At 50.7% G+C, this 19,164-nt stretch carries 14 protein-coding genes; 4 read left to right on the forward strand and 10 right to left on the reverse strand.

Features of this window, described 5'->3' with window-relative positions:
• From C2I18_RS28600 to C2I18_RS28610, 3 genes are all read left to right on the forward strand, one after another.
• Positions 1–918 (forward strand): ArsR/SmtB family transcription factor, encoded by a 918-nt coding sequence (locus tag C2I18_RS28600; RefSeq protein ID WP_249899075.1) that lies wholly within the window; start codon positions 1–3, stop codon positions 916–918.
• 44 nt (positions 919–962) lie between these two features.
• Positions 963–1,715 carry an HAD family hydrolase gene (locus C2I18_RS28605; protein ID WP_249899076.1) on the forward strand — a complete coding sequence of 251 codons (753 nt, stop codon included), beginning with the start codon at positions 963–965 and terminating at the stop codon, positions 1,713–1,715.
• Between the two features lie 96 nt (positions 1,716–1,811).
• The gene (locus C2I18_RS28610; protein WP_249899077.1) at positions 1,812–2,549 is read left to right on the forward strand and encodes a thioredoxin domain-containing protein; all 738 of its coding nucleotides are present in this window, start codon (positions 1,812–1,814) and stop codon (positions 2,547–2,549) included.
• Positions 2,550–2,665: 116 nt separating this feature from the next.
• Here the strand turns inward: C2I18_RS28610 and C2I18_RS28615 are convergent, their stop codons facing one another.
• Together C2I18_RS28615 and C2I18_RS28620 are read right to left on the reverse strand one after the other, a co-directional pair.
• On the reverse strand, positions 2,666–4,963 hold the full coding sequence (locus tag C2I18_RS28615) for a type IA DNA topoisomerase (RefSeq protein ID WP_249899078.1): 2,298 nt from the start codon (positions 4,961–4,963) through the stop codon (positions 2,666–2,668).
• Between the two features lie 184 nt (positions 4,964–5,147).
• Positions 5,148–6,860: a proline--tRNA ligase gene (locus C2I18_RS28620; protein ID WP_249899079.1), complete on the reverse strand. Its 1,713-nt coding sequence runs from the start codon at positions 6,858–6,860 to the stop codon at positions 5,148–5,150.
• A gap of 483 nt (positions 6,861–7,343) precedes the next feature.
• Between C2I18_RS28620 and C2I18_RS28625 the strand changes: the two genes are divergently transcribed.
• The gene (locus C2I18_RS28625; protein WP_249899080.1) at positions 7,344–9,344 is read left to right on the forward strand and encodes a methyl-accepting chemotaxis protein; all 2,001 of its coding nucleotides are present in this window, start codon (positions 7,344–7,346) and stop codon (positions 9,342–9,344) included.
• A 104-nt stretch (positions 9,345–9,448) separates the two neighbouring features.
• On the opposite strand, the gene C2I18_RS28630 is transcribed toward C2I18_RS28625, so the two are convergent.
• The 8 genes from C2I18_RS28630 to pdhA form a co-directional block, all read right to left on the reverse strand.
• Positions 9,449–10,936 (reverse strand): glutamate synthase subunit beta, encoded by a 1,488-nt coding sequence (locus tag C2I18_RS28630; protein ID WP_249899081.1) that lies wholly within the window; start codon positions 10,934–10,936, stop codon positions 9,449–9,451.
• A gap of 239 nt (positions 10,937–11,175) precedes the next feature.
• Positions 11,176–11,670, reverse strand: coding sequence for a dihydrofolate reductase (locus C2I18_RS28635; protein WP_249899082.1), 495 nt, complete (start codon positions 11,668–11,670; stop codon positions 11,176–11,178).
• A 49-nt stretch (positions 11,671–11,719) separates the two neighbouring features.
• A complete protein-coding gene (thyA, locus tag C2I18_RS28640) occupies positions 11,720–12,514 on the reverse strand; it encodes a thymidylate synthase (protein WP_249899083.1) in 795 nt (264 codons plus the stop codon).
• 117 nt (positions 12,515–12,631) lie between these two features.
• The gene (locus C2I18_RS28645) at positions 12,632–13,603 is read right to left on the reverse strand and encodes a S66 family peptidase (RefSeq protein ID WP_249899084.1); all 972 of its coding nucleotides are present in this window, start codon (positions 13,601–13,603) and stop codon (positions 12,632–12,634) included.
• Between the two features lie 212 nt (positions 13,604–13,815).
• Positions 13,816–15,228 (reverse strand): dihydrolipoyl dehydrogenase, encoded by a 1,413-nt coding sequence (gene lpdA, locus C2I18_RS28650; RefSeq protein WP_249899085.1) that lies wholly within the window; start codon positions 15,226–15,228, stop codon positions 13,816–13,818.
• Between the two features lie 3 nt (positions 15,229–15,231).
• Positions 15,232–16,881 carry a 2-oxo acid dehydrogenase subunit E2 gene (locus C2I18_RS28655; RefSeq protein ID WP_275100945.1) on the reverse strand — a complete coding sequence of 550 codons (1,650 nt, stop codon included), beginning with the start codon at positions 16,879–16,881 and terminating at the stop codon, positions 15,232–15,234.
• 122 nt (positions 16,882–17,003) lie between these two features.
• Positions 17,004–17,981, reverse strand: coding sequence for an alpha-ketoacid dehydrogenase subunit beta (locus C2I18_RS28665; RefSeq protein WP_249899086.1), 978 nt, complete (start codon positions 17,979–17,981; stop codon positions 17,004–17,006).
• A gap of 15 nt (positions 17,982–17,996) precedes the next feature.
• Complete coding sequence (pdhA, locus tag C2I18_RS28670) at positions 17,997–19,064, reverse strand: pyruvate dehydrogenase (acetyl-transferring) E1 component subunit alpha (RefSeq protein WP_249902284.1); 1,068 nt, start codon at positions 19,062–19,064, stop codon at positions 17,997–17,999.
• Between the last annotated feature and the right edge of the window lie 100 nt (positions 19,065–19,164).

The following is a 19,164-nucleotide window of genomic DNA, read 5'->3' on the forward strand; positions in this document are numbered from 1 at the left end:
ATGAGTTATGAACTAAAAATTGATGTCTCGCCTGTATATGAACTGCTCGACAGTTTTATGTTATATGTGACCCGCAAGTGGATTTCCAACCTGGATATCGGCATTGACTGGGTGCGTGATCTCGATAACCGGATTCCGCCGCAGCAATTGTCCCTCCTGCGGGGGGCTGCCGAATGGCCTTTCAGCGATTATGACGTGCTGTATGCATGGGCGTACAACCGCGGCCCGGCGTCCAAGGTGCTGCAGTTTCTGGATGAGCTGGACGATACTCCGCTGGAGGAAATCTTTTTGCGGTCAGTGCCGCTGTTCCCGGACTTTACGATGGAAGAATGTGCCCGGATCAAGAACAGCTACAGCCCGCTTCTCCGTCTGTGGCATGAACAATATTTCCGCCATGTGGAGCACAAGATTCTGCCCCTGCTCATCGAGGACGCCTCAGAGAAAAAAATGCTGCAAAGCAAAATGGATCCTACAGCATTGATCGAGTATGCCTCAGGAGGCGTTGTCATTGAGGATCTGCCCGGGCTGGATACCATCGTATTGCTGCCCACGGTACATAACCGGCCGATCAATACTTACTGCTTCTACAATACATTGATGATCATCCAGTATCCTGTCGATGTACCGTTAGACAATGAGGACGAACCGCCCACTGTACTGCTGCGAATGACCAAGGCACTCTCGGATCCTACGCGGCTCCGGCTGCTCCGCTATGTAGCCCATGAGCCCAAAACGCTCTGGGAAATGCAGTCCGAGCTGAGCCAGTCCAGTGAAATGCTGATGCATCATCTGCTGATTCTGCGGGTTGCAGGGCTGCTGCGTGTGCATCTCTCCGGTGAGAACAGCGAGCGCTTCAGCATACGGCCGGACGGTGCTTCTGAACTCCAGATGTTCCTGGAGTCATATATTCGGATATAATTAGAATACAACTGCAGCTATGACTACTGAGAAGGAGTGGACACATGACATATATGAAACAACAAGTCATTTTTGACCTGGACGATACACTGGTGCACTGCAATAAGTATTTCGACCTCATTCTGGGCCAGTATTTCGAGCTTATGAATGACTGGTTCAGCGGAGACGGCATACTTACCAGCGAAGTCCGCAGCAAGCAGGTTGAGATCGATGTGGAGACTGTGAGCACAAGCGGACTGGCGAGCGAGAACTTTCCCAAATCCCTGATTGCCACCTACCGTTATTTCAGCGCCAGACTGGGCAGGCCTGCGGATCCTGTTCAGGAGCAGCAGCTGATGAAGCTGGGGCTTAGCGTATATGACCAGGAAATTGAAGCCTACCCCGGCATGGTGGAGACACTGGATATGCTGAAGCAGGACGGGCACGATCTGTATCTCTACACAGGCGGAGATGATACGATCCAGCAGCGCAAAATTGAGCAGATGAAGCTTGATTTGTATTTTGATGACAGAATCTTTATCCGCCAGCACAAAAATGTGGAATCCCTGGAGAACATCCTGAGCACACACCATTTTGACCGCAGCCGCACATGGATGATCGGCAATTCACTGCGTACGGATGTGCTTCCGGCCCTGACCGCAGGGATTAACACCATCTATCTGAAACAGCAGAATGAATGGCTCTACAACCTGATTGAGCTTCAGCGGGAGATGCAGCAATCCGTAGTGACCATATCATCCATTATTGAAGTTCCGCCGGTGATCCGGTCTGCAGCCCAGCGTAAGAGCCACGGCTAATCTATAGCACTGTAATGTTACAAAAGACACATTCATCCTGCACCCGGTATGATTATACTGTTTGAGAAGATTGTCATCTCAAGCAGGAGGTACGGAATGAACAAAAAAGTTAGCCGCGGAAATAGCCCGGTGCGGCAGCACTGGCTCCCGATGCTGCTGGGTGTGGTTGTTGTCATCCTGATTATAGCCCTGCTCTACCTGGCGGCAGGGAGAACTGCCGGCGATGCCGGTGATCTCGACAACCTGCCCAATTACACGGATGTAAAGGGCAATTTTGTTGTTGACGGGCTGAAGTATGAGAAGCAGCCGCATCTCGGAAGCGCCGAAGCGAAGGTCAAGGTTATTGAGTTCGCTGATTTCAAATGCCCTGCCTGCAAAAAATGGACAGCCGCTTATCTGGATACCTTCATTAAGGATTATGTAGACACCGGTAAGGCTGAGCTTTTCTTCATGAACTTTGCCTTTATCGACAGGGACTCCTATTTGGCGGCCAGTGCCGGGGAAGCCATCTACAGGCAGAGCAATGAAAAGTTCTGGGAATATGTCCACAAGCTGTACGACAACCAAGGTGATGAGAGCACCATCTGGGCCACCCAGAAGTTCATTCTTAACTTTGTCAAGAACAACATTGAAGGTATTAATTACGAGCAGTTCGAACAGGATATCACCCGTCATACCTATATGTATGATGTGAAGGAAGACTTCAAGATCGCCGGAGCCTACGGCGTAAACGGCACGCCTAAATTTATGGTGAACGGCGAGCTGCTTCCGGATTCCTCTTACGAGGGCCTGACCGCAGCCATTGACGCAGCACTGGCTGAGTCTGCACAGTAGCCGCCGGCAACAGGCAAGAACAAAGATAAGGATGTGTCCCCGCCAATGAATCACGGCCGCGGACACATCCTTTTTGCGGTTGCAGCAGAGCGCAGCTGTTCATCCGGCTCCGGCTGTTATTCTATCTCTAACTGCCCCGTATCCATATTAGCCAGCACCAGCTTGCCTTCCTGCGGGGAACCGTCCGCCCCGGAAAGCTTCAGCTTGCCTGTCTTCCCTTTCTCAATCAGCGCCTTCACCTGTGAATCCGTGAGACTTCGTCCGTAGCTTTCCTTCCAGATCACAAATTTACAGCCTTCCTTGTAACGGGAGCAGCCATATCCTTTGCGTCCCATAAAGATCATTCCGCCGCAGCCTGGACGCGGACATGAACCGATCACTTTCGGACCATCATCCGCCGGTTTCGCAGGTCTGGCTGTTCCTGCCGCAGGGATGCGGACCGCTGTACCGGCTGCAGTCTCTCCGCTTCTCTTACGCTGTCCGGAAGCAGCAGCTTTGCCCTCACCTTTCCGCGCCGAACCTGCCTTGCCCCGGCCTTTGCTGCCGGCAGGCGGTGTATCCCCTTCAAAGGAGGTTTTGTCGGCTCGGGACTGTTTCCTTACCTTGTCCACGATCATGGAGGCAAAACGTTTGACGTTCTCCATAAACTGGCTGTCTGCCGCAGTGCCTCTGGCAATTTCATTAAGTCTGCGTTCCCACTGTCCGGTCATCTCCGGCGAGGTCAGCAGCTCCACACCGGCGCCGCGGATCAGCTCGATCGCCGTCCGGCCCTTTTGTGTGATGGTAATTTTTTTACCCTGCATTTCCACATATCCGACATTCTTAAGCCGCTCAATGGTTGCCGCCCTTGTCGCCGGAGTTCCCAGTCCGGAATCCTTCATGGCATCCCGGAGTTCCTCATCTTCGATCTGCTTGCCGGCACTTTCCATTGCCTTGAGCAGCGTACCCTCCGTGTAGTGTTTGGGCGGCTGGGTATCCTTCTCCTTGACGATGGCGTCACTGCAGAGCACTTCCTCCGCAGGCGAGATCGAGAAGGGTTCACTGACCTCTATCTCTTCGTCCTCTTCATCCTCTTTGCCTTTGCCCTTTGCAGGCTTGGACGCTGTCTTCTTCTGGTCCGCATAAATAACTTTCCAGCCGAGGCTTAACAATTCCTTGACCGTGGTTTTGAAATTCTCGCCTTCAACCTCTGTAATGACTGTATGAACCTTATATTCCGCTGCCGGATAAAATTGCGAGAGAAAACGGCGCACAATCAGATCATACAGCTTGGCTTCATCTGCGCTCAGTCCGGATGCTTTGCGGTATGTAGGCAGAATGGCATGGTGATCTTCCACTTTGGCAGGATTGCAGATAAATTTATTGCCTTTGTGGACCAGATTCCGGTTAGCGCCCTTTACCCATTCATCGTAAGAGGTTCCCTGCAGCGCAGATAAGGTTTTGTGCATTTCCGGGATATTCTGCTCCGTAACATAGTTCGAGTTTGTCCTCGGATAGGAAATGACCTTGTGCTTTTCGTAGAGTGCCTGGGCAATATCCAGTGTCTTTTTGGCGGAAAAAGCATACTTGCCGTTCGCTTCGCGCTGCAGCAGCGTCAAATCGTACAGCTTGTTCGGATACTCCTTCGTCTCCTTGACCTCATAGGAAGCAATCCGGCCCGGTTTGCCCTTCACCTTGGCGGCAAGCGCTTCGGCTTTGGCCCCATCTGTCATCCGCTCGCCCTGCCACATTCCCTTGTAGCTCATCTCATTCTGGGTAAAATGTCCCTCCACCTCAAAAAACTTGAGCGAAGAAAAGGCTTCAATCGTCTTTTGCCGGTCATAGATCAGCGCCAGCACCGGAGTCTGTACCCTGCCGACCGAGAGCAGCACATTATGCTTGGTTGTAAAAGCGCGCGAGCCGTTCATGCCGATCAGCCAGTCGGCTTCACTGCGCGCTCTGGCCGCTTTGGTCAGATTCTCGTACTCGGAGCCGTCCTTCAGCTCCTGGAATCCCTTGCGGATCGTTTCCGGCGTCAGGTCGGAGATCCATAATCTTTTGACAGGCTGGCTCAGCTTCAAATGCCGCTGGATCAGGGAAAAGATATGCTGGCCCTCCCGCCCGGCATCGCAGGAATTGACCAGCAGATCACTGCGTTTGGCCAGCTCGCCGATGACTTTCAGCTGATCCAGCGTACGCGCATTCGGCACCAGCTTGAACTGCTCGGGAATAATCGGCAGATCGTTAATATTCCATTTTTTATATTTGTCGTCATAGGCTTCCGGTTCGGCCAGACCGATGAGATGTCCGATCGCCCAGGTGATGATGTACTGCTCCCCTTCCAGATAGGAACGGTGATTTTTGGCCTTCGGTTCTATTGCGGCGGCGATATTCCGCCCCATATCCGGTTTTTCCGCAATAATGAGTGTTTTCAAAAATAATCGCTCCTTACCTTCATTCTTCCAAAACACGTCCAGTAGTCTATTATACCATTTTCCCGCACATTTTAGCAGGTTCATGCAAAAAGCTAGATTTGTCCAACAAAATAAACTTGCCCCGGCATGCAAAAACCCGTCAGTCCATGGCTGACGGGTTTTGTACAGAAAAACTGCAGACTGCCTAGCTCCGGCTTTGAATGACACGGGCTGCGGCGTCAGAGATATTCATCAGCTCTTTCGTGTTTTCCCTGCGGTCCATCCACTCCACTTTTCCCGCCACAGCGTCTTTACCTACTACAATGGCTATTGGAATCCCTATTAAAGCTGAATCCTTAAACTTTACACCTGCCCGTTCATCCCGGTCATCCAATAATACGTCAATTCCTGATTGAGTCAACTGTTCATACAATGCTTCAGCAGCTGCAGCCTGTTCCTTGTCCTTAACCGACATGAGCAGGATATGCACTCGATAAGGAGACAGCGCAGACGGCCAAATCAGCCCTTGTTCATCATGATTCTGCTCAGCCACAGCAGCAGCCAGCCGGGAAATTCCGATACCGTAGCAGCCCATGATCATGTGATGCTTCCTGCCCGCAGCGTTTAAATAATCTGCGCCCAGCTTTTCACTGTATTTCGTACCCAGCTTGAACACATGACCCACTTCAATTCCCTGATGAAAATGAAGCACTCCCCTGCCGCACTGCGGACAGCATTCCCCTTCAGCGGCATTGCGGAAATCGCCCACATGATCCAGAGAAAAATCCCGGCCCGGTACAACTCCGCGCAGATGATAATCTTTTTCCCCTGCTCCCGTTACTGCCTGAGCCATTTCTGCCACCGCCCTGTCTGCCAGAATCGGCATAGACAAGCCGACAGGACCCACGAACCCGCTCTCAACGCCGGCTGTATCCTTGAGGGCTTCATAACCGGCCAGGCTCACTTCACTGACTCCCATAGCTCTGGCCGCCTTGATTTCATTAACTTCATGATCCCCTCTGACCAGGACGGCAAAAGTCTTGTCACCACCGGTATACACCAGTGTCTTGATCACCTGCTCCGCTGTAATATTAAGTCCCTGCTCCAGTTCTTGAATGGTCCGCATAGCCGGAGTATGAATTTTCTCTGCAGCGGGAAGTGCATCCCCATTTAATTGCAGCGGTGTGCGCTCTCCGGCATGTACCTCTGCCTGCTCCAGATTCGCTGCATAATCACATTCTGAGCAGACTGCTACGATGTCCTCGCCAATGTCCGATATAGCCATGAACTCATGGCTCCCGCCTTCTCCGCCGATGGCTCCGGAATCTGCCTGGACAGCCACATAGTTAAGTCCGCAGCGCGCCAATATCCTCTGGTAGGCTGCATACATCTGTACATAAGAGCGGTCAAGGCCTTCCAGGTCAATATCAAACGAATAGGCATCCTTCATCAGGAACTCCCTGCCCCGCAGCAGCCCGGAACGCGGACGCCGTTCATCACGGAACTTGGTCTGTATCTGGTATACCGTTACCGGCAGCCTGCGGTAGGAGCTGATTTCCCCGCGCAGCAGTGTTGTAATGACTTCCTCGTGTGTGGGTCCAAGGACGAATTCCCGCTCATGACGGTCCTGTAGCTTTACCAGCTCCTTCCCGTATACTTCGTACCGTCCCGATTCTCTCCACAGCTCAGCGGGCTGCATGGCAGGCAACAGTACCTCCTGTGCTCCGGCTGCCTCCATCTCCTCACGCACAATATTCTCGATCTTGCGCAGTACTCTGCGGCCCAGGGGCAGGTAGGTATAGATTCCGGCCGCCAGCTGGCGGATGTAACCGGCACGAAGCAGCAGCCTGTGGCTGGCAGTCTCCGCTTCGGACGGAGCTTCACGAAGAGTTGAAGCCAGCAGATTGTTTTGACGCATATTCATCAGCTCCCTTTAATGTGTTGATTGGATACTGAAACGCAAAAAAGACATATCCGTCAGGGACGAATATGTCGTGTTACCACCCTTTTTTAACCGCCCAAATTTGAATGGCAGTCCTCTCTACCTGATAACGGCAGGTCCCCGGCTGCATTCAGCATCAGCAGAATACGGCAGCTTCCAAGGCAGGGTATGCTTCTATCGTACTCGAAGGACCTCTCAGCCGGTGAGTCCTCTTTCTGTTCTGACGATACCGTAAAGCATAGATCCTTGATCAACGCTGTTCCTGTATAAAATATGGTTATAAATGTATCCGAAAATAGCAAGCACGTCAAGTAATGTTCTTTGAAACATCTTTTTCGACATTTTTTAAGATTAAATATGAAAATATTGTGTCTTATTACCGAAGATAAAAATAAAACATTTCTTGAAGCGGAACAAGTTATCCAATCTGCTTGAATGAGTCTAGGGGGAACCGTATCCATGAACACAGCCATGCAACGTTTGCTGCAGAAGTTTTCAGCCCAGTCACTGCAAAGAAGAATGATGTTATTCTTCACTATACTGCTGGTGGTGCCTATTCTGCTGGTCAGCTATTTTTCGTACACCGGAGCAAGTCAGCAGCTTGAGCTCAAAATGCAGGATGCGACACGTGAAAACGTAGATCTTCTCGGCGGTACACTTAACGAAACACTAACTGCAGCGGTCAAAAATCTCCAGCAGCTCAGTCAGCAAATCACTTCGGATGACATCGAAGCCAAGACACCGGCAACCCGGACTTTAATTGAATTGTTCATGAAGGAACATCCGGAGCTTGAAATTCTGACCGCGGGAAACAACAACGGCTCTTGGATGAAGGCCCCGGACCCGGGCCCCCAGGATTATGATCCGCGCACCCGTGACTGGTATAAAGCCGCAATGGGCAATCCCGGTAAAGTCACTATCATAGATCCTTTTGTATCCGCTACTTCAGGGAATTATAATTTATACCTTTCTGAGACCTTAAAAGACGGACAGGGAGCGCTCACCGTCAGCCTTAATCTGAAATTGATGAGTGAACAGATTAACGGGGTTAAGCTCGGTACAAGCGGTTATTTCTTCATCATGGACCGTAATCACAAATTTGTCTCCCATCCGTCCAAAGCAGCTGGCGAAGATGTAGAAGCGTATGTGGCGGGTCTGCTGGACCAGGACAGCGGCAAGCTGTCATACACCAATCCCGATACAGGTCAGCAAATGAGCGGTTACTACATTACCAATCCCGCTACCGGCTTCAAAATTATCGGTGTACTGGACACTAAAGAATTCTCTGATGCCTCCCTGCCGATCATCTACAAAAATCTGATCGTATTGGCACTGGCTTTAATTATCGCATTAACGCTGCTCTACTTCATTGTCCGCTCGATTACGCGGCCGATCCGCAGCCTGAACGAATCTGCACGCCGGGTCAGCGAAGGATATCTGAACGAACAGATCCACAGTAACCGCAAGGATGAAATCGGCGAGCTTGCCAAAAACTATAATCTTATGGTGGGTTCTCTCCGCAGTATTGTAGTCGATATTACGGATACTTCCGGAGCTTTGGCTTCTTCCAGTGAACAGCTGACCGCGACCACTGAAGAGAACTCCAAAGCCACAGCCTATGTGGCCGAGCTGGTGCAGGACTCCAGTGAAGGGGCAGAGATACAGACCGCCTCCATGGTGGAGACATCACGCGCGATGGAGGAGATGTCTTCCGGGATTCAAAAAATAGCTGAAGCCGCAGCGATGATCGTCGATTCATCCGCAGATACGGAAGCAGATGTTCTCAGCGGCAGCAGAGTCATGGAACAGGTCACCCGGCAGATGGATGCCATCAGGCAGTCTACCGAGACCTCAGCTGGACTGATCGGACAATTAAACGGGCTTAATGCCCAGGTATCCTCCATGAGCCTGGCCATCTCCGATATTGCCGCACAGACCAATCTCTTGTCCCTGAACGCAGGCATTGAAGCTGCACGTGCAGGTGAACACGGCAGAGGATTCGCCGTGGTAGCCACAGAAGTACGCAAGCTTGCCGACCAGTCCAGAAGGACAGCAGAAAATATTCAGGAAACCATTGCCGAAATGACGGGTCTGATTGATCAGACTTACGAGGCCATTCAGACCCGCGTGTCTGCTGACGTGGAGCTTGGTATTAAGGTTACTGTTCAAGCGAAAGAAGCCTTCTCCAGCATTGAGCTTTCTACCGCCAAAATTAACGGCCAAATTCATGATGTTTCAGCCATCACCGAGCAAATGTCGGCAGGTGCGCAGGAGGTGGCAGCTTCTGTCCAAGAAATTGCCAGCATCTCGCGCTCCACATCGGATGCGTTCCAGAATGTAACTGCAGCGACAGAGCAGCAGCTTGCATCCATGGAAGAGATTTCAGCATCATCCACAGAGCTGTCCCGGATGGCCGCGGACCTTCAGAGCAAGATTGAGCGCTTCAAGGTTGAAGGGTAAGAATACAAGCCATTGTAAAGGCAGACAAAAAGCCGTCCCTCCAGCGTAGGCTGAGGAGACGGCTTCTTTGTGATCTAATTGAGTTAAAATAGATAAAATGCCTTTTAGACAAGCACTGTGGATCCCATCAGATATTTGTCGACTTCACGGGCAGCTGCACGTCCTTCGTTGATGGCCCAGACCACCAGACTCTGGCCGCGGCGCATATCGCCAGCTGCAAAGACTTTATCCACGTTTGTGTTAAATTTGCCGTAGCGTGCCTTCACATTGGAACGGCGGTCTGTCTCAAGGTTCAGCTCCTGAATCATATCCTGCTCAGGGCCGTCAAAACCGATTGCGATCAAAGCCAGCTGTGCCGGATAGACCGCTTCAGTTCCGGGAACCGGCTGATAAATCTTACGGCCTGTCTCGTCCACCATCCGGCGGATCTGCGTCGTGTGTACTTCCTTCAGGTTGCCTTCCTCATCACCCACAAATTTGGTGGTCATGATCGAGAATTCCCGCGGATCTTCACCGAAGACCGCTTTGGCTTCCTGCTGTGCATAATCAAGCGTATATACATTCGGGAATTGCGGCCATGGATTGGCAATCGGATCGCGTTCCAGCGGCGCTTTGTCATGTGTACCGAACTGTGTAATGCTCTTGCAGCCGTGACGCAGTGAGGTGGCTACACAGTCTGATCCGGTATCTCCGCCGCCCAGTACAACGACATCCTTGCCTTCAGCTGATACATAATTACCGTCCTGCAGGCCGGAATTCAGGTAGCTCTTGATCGTGCCGTTCAGATAATCCATGGCGTACATAACGCCTTTAAGGTCGCTGCCCTCCACATTGAACTGGCGTGCTTTGGTCGCTCCGCCGCAGAGTACAACGGCATCATATTCATCCACCAGCTGCTGCGTAGGAATATCCTTGCCGATTTCAGTGTTGACCACAAAATTCACACCTTCAGCAGCAAGCAGATCCACGCGGCGCTGTACTACGCGCTTGTCGAGCTTCATTGTCGGAATACCATATGTCAACAGCCCGCCTACACGGTCGCTGCGTTCGAATACAGTAACAGTGTGTCCGGCTTTGTTAAGCTGCGCGGCTGCGGCAAGTCCTGCCGGACCCGAACCGACAATTGCCACTTTCTTGCCCGTACGCTTCTCAGGAGGACAAGGGACGACCCAGCCTTCCTCAAAGCCTTTATCAATAATCGCCAGCTCAATCGTCTTAATCGTCACCGGCTGGCCGATCAGGCCGACGGTACATGAGCCTTCGCAAGGTGCAGGACAGATGCTGCCTGTGAATTCCGGGAAGTTATTCGTCTTGTGCAGACGCTCCAGCGCTTCCTTCCAGAGCCCCCGGTACACCAGGTTATTCCATTCCGGAATAAGGTTGTGCACAGGACAGCCGGATGTTCCTCCCATCATATCAATGCCGGTATGGCAGTAAGGGGTTCCGCAATCCATACAGCGCGCGCCTTGAGTCCGCAGCTCTTCCTCGCTTAGATGGTGGTGGAATTCCTCCCAGTCTTTGATGCGCTGTTCAGGATCCCGGTCACCTGGGAGCTGGCGCTTATACTCCATAAATCCAGTAGGTGTAGACATATTTACGTTTCCCCCATCCGTTCTCTTCGTCTTGATGTATAGTACATTGTAGCATATTGCTGCGGAATGATCTCAGTTCAGCGCAATAGTACCTGCACATTCTATACTACTTTCAAGTTTAGCATTTCTAATTTTAACTATAGTAGCATTCAACACTTTCGCACTGTAATGGACTAATCTGCTGATTATTTGCACTATTTCACATGAAGTGTCAGAGAAAATAGTAAGAAAACGCTTTTTTACCGATCCGTACGTTTATAAACATAAAATCGGTAATCGTGCGGATTTTTCTCATCACGTATGCCCGGCGTATTGGACACTTCTTCCCACTGGCTCCAGTCCACTTCAGGAAATTTCGTGTCCCCCTCGAACGCCTCTTCAATCCGGGTCACCTGCAGCTTATCCGCATAGGGCAGCATCATCTGATAAATCTCTGCACCGCCTACGACCATCAGTTCATCATCCTTGCGGCCTTCCGCGAGTGCTTCCTCCAGACTGTGCACCACCTCTGCACCTTCAGGCGCATAATCAGTGTCTCTGGTCAAAATAATGCTCGTTCTCCCCTTCAGCGGCTTCCCGCCAAGGGAATCCCAGGTTTTGCGGCCCATCAGCATTCTTTTGCCCAGTGTCTCCGCTTTAAAATAAGCAAAATCGCGCGGGAGATGCCAGGGCAGGTCGTTATTTTTGCCGATCAAACCGTTAGCATCCATTGCCCAGATCAAAGTTATACTCATCGCTATGCCCTCCTGTTCAAGGAATTAAGAGTAAATGCTTCAAGTCCTGCTATATCGCTACCGGTGCTTTAATTCCCGGATGATGTACATAATCCACAAACTCGAAATCATCGAAGGTGTAATCAAAAATGCTGTCCGGCTTACGGCGGATGTTCAGCTTAGGCAGATCATAAGGCTCCCTGGCCAGCTGTGTGGCTACCTGCTCCAGGTGATTTGTATAAATGTGCACATCTCCGCCGGACCAGATGAAATCGCCGACCTCAAGACCTGTCTGCTGGGCAACCATATGTGTCAGCAGGGCATAGCTTGCAATGTTAAAGGGCAGTCCCAGGAAGGTATCTACCGACCGCATGGTGAGCATACAGGACAGCTTGCCGTCGGCCACAAAAAACTGAAACACAAAATGGCACGGCGGAAGCTTCATCTGGTCAATTTCGCCCACGTTCCAGGCACTTACAATATGCCGGCGGGAATCCGGGTTGTTCTTGATCCCTTCTATAACTGCAGTAATCTGGTCAATATGACGGCCATCGGCGCTTTCCCAGGCCCGCCATTGGGAGCCGTACACCGGTCCAAGCTCACCGTTCTCATCCGCCCATTCATCCCAGATCGAGACACCGTTCTCTTTCAGATAGGCTATGTTCGTTTCTCCCTTAAGGAACCACAGCAGTTCATGCACAACCGATTTCAGGTGGATGCGCTTCGTCGTTACCAGCGGGAATCCTTCTGACAGATCAAAACGAAGCTGCCGCCCGAATACGGATAATGTGCCGGTTCCTGTCCGGTCACTTTTTGGTGTGCCGTGGTCCAATATATCCTGAAGTAAATCCAAATATTTACGCAAACTGCAGTACTCCTCTCCTCTATCTCTTATATCAGTTTACCATGAGCTGACCTTCCTTGTAACTTACTAAAGAGCTGGAAATGCAAATTCATTTCCGGCTGTCCTGACTCTTAGCGTTTACCGGATCCGCAGCCTCACCTTATCTGGAGACGCCTGCAGCTCAGCATGTCCACCCAGCGGAAAAGTAATGATCGGCGAAGTATGCCCGAAGTTAACATCAGCGACAACAGGGATAGCATCAAGCTCCGGCTTGGTATTGATGATGTGCTCCAGCAGCTGCCGGGACATTGCCGAAGCCCGCTGAAATCTGCCGATGACCAATCCCCTTACATGCCGGAACTCCGGCTGGTGGATTAAAGACTGCAAATCGCGGTCAAAGGTCGCTGGATGAGACTCATAATCATCCTCCAGAAACAATATGGCATCCTTCAGACCCGGCATATATTCCGTTCCCTGCAGCAGGTTGAGCGTACAGAGATTCCCGCCGATAATTTTTCCTGCCGCTTGTCCTGCATGAATGGTATATGGCCCTTCGTTCATTTCAAAGGTGCGGTTTTCCTGATCCAAATACCAGGCATCATCGCTCCAGTGTTCGGAAGGATACACATCAACAGGTTCATCTGCCATCATCATTTTAACGAAATAATCCACAGTATACTCATTCCCGTAACGCATGGCAAGCGTTGAAAAATGAGGGCCTGAATAAGTGATCAGCCCTGTTTTGGCATAAATGGCACTGCCCAGCGCTGTAATATCCGAGTAGCCGCACAGACGCTTGGGGTTAGCCGCAATCAGAGGATAATCCAGATGCCGGAGCAGCTGGTTGCAATTAAATCCTCCAATGGTTGTAAGTATTCCTTTCACATTTGGATCGCTAAAAGCATTATGGATGTCTTCAACCCTCGACTGCACAGAAGAAGAAGCAAATTCATCATGTTCATAGGCATGTTCTGCAAAAGACACCTTAAATCCCAATGACTCCAGCTTCTCTACTGATAAGGAGATCTGCTCCTCTGAAATAATGCCTAAACTGTTAGACGGAGAAATAATTCGGATTTCATCACCGGGCTGCAGTGCTGCTGCTTTCATCGGCCCTCCTCCTGTTCTGCTGGTATATACTCGACTTCCCCGCCGGACAACATCCTGGCGTCTGATCAAGTCTTTACTCAGCCAAGCCTTCCTCCCTAAATCTTAACACAGCTTATTATCCCTGCCATCAAAAAAGAGGGCGTATCTCCTGTCATTTTCATGACAAAAGAATACGCCCTCTTCAAAATATCTGCTAAAGCAGATCTGAATTATTATTTCACTACATGAATCGGGTGGCCTTCCACCAGCTCAGCCGCTTCCATGACGATTTCGCCAAGGGTCGGATGCGCGTGGATGGTCAGAGCGATATCTTCGAGTGTAGCGCCCATTTCGATTGCCAGACCAAGCTCAGCAATCAGGTTGGAAGCTTCAAGACCAACGATTTGCGCACCCAGAACGAGGTTGTTCTCGCTGTTAGCCACAATCTTGATGAAGCCGTCAGGAGCGTTCAGGGATACCGCACGGCCATTGCCCGCGAACGGGAATTTGCCGGCTTTTACTTTGTAGCCTTTATCTTTGGCTTCCTTCTCAGTCAGACCAACGCTGGAGCATTCAGGATCTGTGAAGACAACAGCCGGGATGACTTTGTAATCAACCACGGATTTGTGTCCGGAGATCGCTTCTGCTGCGATTTTGCCTTCGTAAGAAGCTTTGTGTGCCAGAGCAAGACCAGGAACGATATCGCCGATAGCATAAATGTTAGGGATATTAGTGCGTCCTTGGTGGTCAACCTTGATCAGACCGCGGTCATCCAGCTCAACGCCGATCAGATCCAGACCCAGTTCGCCGTCAGTGTTCGGACGACGGCCTACAGTAACAAGCAGGTATTCCGCAGTAACTTCCTTGGACTCGCCGCCCACGGAGTATTTCACGGTAACTTCCTTGTCGTTTTGTACAGCACTTTCCGCTTTGGCATTGGTAACGATATCGATGCCGGTTTTTGCCATGTTCTTGGCAACCAGACGGGTCATATCCTTGTCAAAGCCAGGCAGAACAGTGTCCAAACCTTCGATGATTGTTACTTTTGTGCCGAATTTGGAGTACATTTGACCCAGCTCGGCACCGATGTATCCGCCGCCGATAACGATCATGCTCTTCGGAATTTCCGGCAGATCCAAAGCTTCTGTGGAGGACAGGATACGTCCGCCAAACGGGAATGGCTTCAGTTCAATCGGACGGGAACCGGTCGCGATGATACAGTTGTTGAATTTGTAGCGCGGGGACTCATGGTCATTGAACAAACGGGCTTCGTTTGTGCTGATGAACATAGCTTCGCCGCTGAATACTTCAATTTTGTTGCCTTTCATCAGGCTGGTTACGCCGTTTGTCATTCTTTTTACAACACCGTTTTTGAACTCCATAGTTTTGGACCAGTCAACTTTGACGTTCTCGGCAGTTACACCGAAAACTTCGCCGTGCTGAGCAGCCTCAAATTGATGAGCTGCAGAGATCAGTGCTTTGGAAGGGATACATCCGCGGTTCAGGCACACGCCGCCGAGTTCCGATTTATCCACGATGAGAACCTTTTGGCCGAGCTGGGCGGCACGAATTGCCGCCACATACCCGCCGGGACCTGCACCAATTACCAATGTGTCGATTTCGATTGAAGCGTCTCCGACTACCATTAATTACACCTCCATAACTAACATATCAGGATTTGCAAGCAGGGTCTTAATGTAATTCATGAAGTTCTGTGCTGTAGCGCCGTCAATGATCCGGTGGTCAAAGCTCAGGGACAGAGCCATTACCGGAGCTGCTACCACTTCACCGTTCTTGATAACCGGCTTTTCAGTGATGCGGCCTGTACCAAGGATCGCAACTTCAGGGAAGTTGATGATCGGTGTGAAGAACATACCGCCGGCGGAACCGATGTTACTGATGGAAATCGTGCTGCCTCTCATTTCGTTAGCAGACAGCTTGCCGTCACGTCCGCGTACAGCCAGATCAGTGATTGCACTTGCGATCATCCAGATGCTCTTACGGTCAGCGTCCTTGATAACAGGAACAATCAGGCCGTTATCAGTATCTGTAGCGATACCGATATTGTAGTATTTTTTGTAGACAATTTCATTGGACTCTTCGTCAATCATTGCGTTCAGCGCAGGGAATTGACGGGATGCTGCAACCAGTGCCTTAACGATGAACGGAAGATAAGTAACCTTCACGCCTTTCTTCTCGGCAACAGGCTTCATGCGGGTACGGAAAGCTACCAGCTCAGTAACATCCACTTCGTCCATGATGGTAACGTGAGGTGCTGTGTATGCCGATTTAACCATCGCATTGGAGATCGCTTTACGGATACCTTTGAACGGTACGCGTTCTTCTTCAAGGCTTGCGTTGCCGGAGGCTGCAGGTGCTGCTGCCTTGGCAGCTGCCTTTGGAGCTTCAGCTGCTGCTGGTGCTGCAGCTTGAGGAGCCGCTGCTGCCGCAGGTGCTGCAGATCCGCCTTTGAGGAAGTTCTCAACATCTTCAAGAGTGATCTTGCCGTTCTTGCCGGAACCGTTCACCTTGGAGATATCAACGCCCTTGTCACGGGCAAATTTGCGTACACTTGGCGTAGCCAGAATGTCACGGTTAGGAGCTGGAGCAGCAGCTTGTGCAGCTGCCGGAGCCGCTGCAGCTTCCTGTGCCGCCGGAGCGTCAGCGTGGCCGCCTTCCTGCTGCGGCACTTCACCTTCAGCAGCAATTACAGCTACAACTTCGCCAACACGGCAGACCTGTCCGTCCTTCACACGCACTTCAAGTACGGTTCCGTTAACCGGGCAAGGCACTTCCACTACTGCCTTGTCGTTCTGTACTTCCATTACGATATCATCGTCAGTTACTTTGTCGCCGACTTTGATATGCATTTTGATGATTTCACCTTCGTGCAGGCCTTCACCCAGCTCAGGGAAACGGTATTCAAAGTTCACGGAACCTCCGGCAAGCGGACTGTCAGCAGCAGGGGAAGAAGTAGTGTCCACTGCACCTTTAGATGCATCGGCTTCCTGGGCAGCTTGCTCAGCAGGATGTCCGCCCTCTTGCTCAGGCACATCGCCTTCTGCATCAATAATTGCAACAACTTCGCCTACACGGCATACTTGGCCGTCTTTGGTGAAGACTTCCAGTACTGTGCCGTTAACCGGACACGGCACTTCTACTACCGCCTTGTCATTCTGTACTTCCATTACGATATCGTCATCGGTTACTTTATCGCCGGCTTTGATATGCATTTTGATAATTTCGCCTTCATGCAGACCTTCGCCCAGCTCAGGGAACCGGTACTCAAATTTTGCCACCTTGATAACCTCCCATAAAATGTGATAGCCGCTGCAGCTTCGATTTAACTATTAACGCATCGGCCCAATAGTGCAGAAAACGGGTGCCGTCCTTGTATAAGGACGGCAAAAGATAAAGCTTCTTAGAATTCCAGAACTTGCTTAACAGCTGTAATTACACGTGCTGGTGTTGGAATCCAGGTATCCTCGATTTGTGCAAAAGGATATACAGTATCCGGGCCTGCAACACGGAGTACAGGCGCTTCCAGATGAAGGATTGCTTTTTCGTTGATTTGTGCGATAACTTCAGCCGCCACACCGGAGCTCTTTTGTGCTTCCTGCACAACGATCGCACGGTTGGTTTTCTTCACAGAAGCTACAATAGTATCGATATCAATCGGACTAACTGTACGAAGGTCAATAATTTCAGCCTTAATGCCTTCCTTCTCAAGCTGTTCGGCCGCTTTGGTAGCAGTATGTACCATCAGGCCGTACGTGATGATCGATACGTCAGAGCCTTCGCGGACAACATTTGCTTTGCCCAGCTCAACGGTGTATTCGCCTTCCGGCACTTCAGCGCGGAACGCATGGTACAGGTTCAAGTGTTCCATGAAGAATACAGGGTCATTGTCACGGATCGAGGCGATCAGCAGTCCCTTGGCATCGTAAGGGTTGGAAGGAATAACAACCTTGATACCAGGACTTTGGGCAATCAGGCCTTCCAGGGAATCCGTGTGCAGTTCTGCCGCTTTAACACCGCCGCCGAAAGGCGTACGGAATACGATTGGAGCATTATATTTACCGCCGGAACGGTAGCGCAGGCGTGCAGCCTGGATAACGATCTGGTCGAGTGCTTCAAAGATAAAACCTACGAACTGGATTTCAGCGATCGGACGGAAGCCTTGTACGCCCAGACCGAAAGCCAGACCGCCGATTGCGGATTCGGCAAGCGGTGTATCGAAGATACGCTCTTCGCCAAACTCTTTTTGCAGCCCTTCCGTTACACGGAATACGCCGCCTACATTACCAACGTCTTCTCCGAAGATCATGACGTTAGGGTCACGACTCAGTTCCACGCGCATTGCGTCGCGGATTGCTTCTTTCATATTCATTTGTGCCATTGCCTGAAATCCCCCTTATTCAAAATCGGCTTTTTGCTCTTCCAGATGCTTCGGAGTTACCTCGAACATGCTGTCGATCAAGCCGGACACGGTCATTTTTTCGGTTTGCTCTGCTTTTTTGATCTGCTCGTTAACAGTCGCTTTCGCTTCTTCTCTTACGCGCAGTGTATCTTCTTCGGTCCAAAGGCCCTTCTTCTCCAAATACTTGGCAAGACGGTTGATCGGATCCTTCTCGCTCCATTGTCCTTCTTCGTCCTTGGAACGGTATTTGCTGGCGTCATCAGAGAGGGAATGCGGACGGAAACGGTAAGTTACAGCTTCAATCAGCGTAGCACCTTCACCATTGCGGGCACGTTCAGCAGCTTCGCGAACTGCAGTAATAACCGCAAAAATGTCCATACCGTCAACTTTGATACCCGGAATACCGACTGCTACCGCCTTGTGGGCAATGGATTTGGAAGCTGTTTGTTTAGCGAACGGAGTCGTAATCGCGTAGCCGTTATTTTGTACAAAGAAGATTACCGGCAATTTGAAGCGTCCTGCAAAGTTCAGGCCTTCATAGAAATCGCCTTCGGAAGAACCGCCGTCACCTGTATAAGTGATTGCAACGTTCTTTTGTTTCTTGAGCTGGAAGCCCATCGCGATTCCGGTAGCGTGCAGAATTTGTGCACCGATAATGATCTGAGGCATCAGGACGTTAACGCCGTCCGGAATTTGTCCGCCATGCTGATGGCCGCGGGAATACAGGAATGCTTGATATAATGGAAGCCCGTGCCATACCAGCTGAGGAATGTCACGGTAGCCTGGGCAGATAAAGTCTTCTTTCTCAAGTGCAAATTCACTGCCGATCATTGTTGCTTCCTGGCCGGATACCGGCGCATAGAAACCAAGACGGCCTTGACGACCCAGGTTAACAGCACGGTCATCCCATGTACGGGTAAATACCATACGGTACATAATTTCTTTCAATTGATCATCAGTAAGGTCAGGCAGTTTATCCTTGTTGATAACTTCTCCATCCGGCGAAAGCACCGAAAGGGCCTCTACGTCCTCTGTATACACTTCATAAGGAACTCTGGTCATCATTTTCACCTCAATAAAAAAATTTGAATATCAGTGGTCTCTGTTATAGAATTATTATACACCTGTTTTATCTGTTTCGTCAAAGAAATACGCATAAAAT

Origin of the sequence: Paenibacillus sp. PK3_47, from assembly GCF_023520895.1 — a bacterium.
In the GTDB taxonomy this organism is placed as follows: domain Bacteria; phylum Bacillota; class Bacilli; order Paenibacillales; family Paenibacillaceae; genus Paenibacillus_AQ.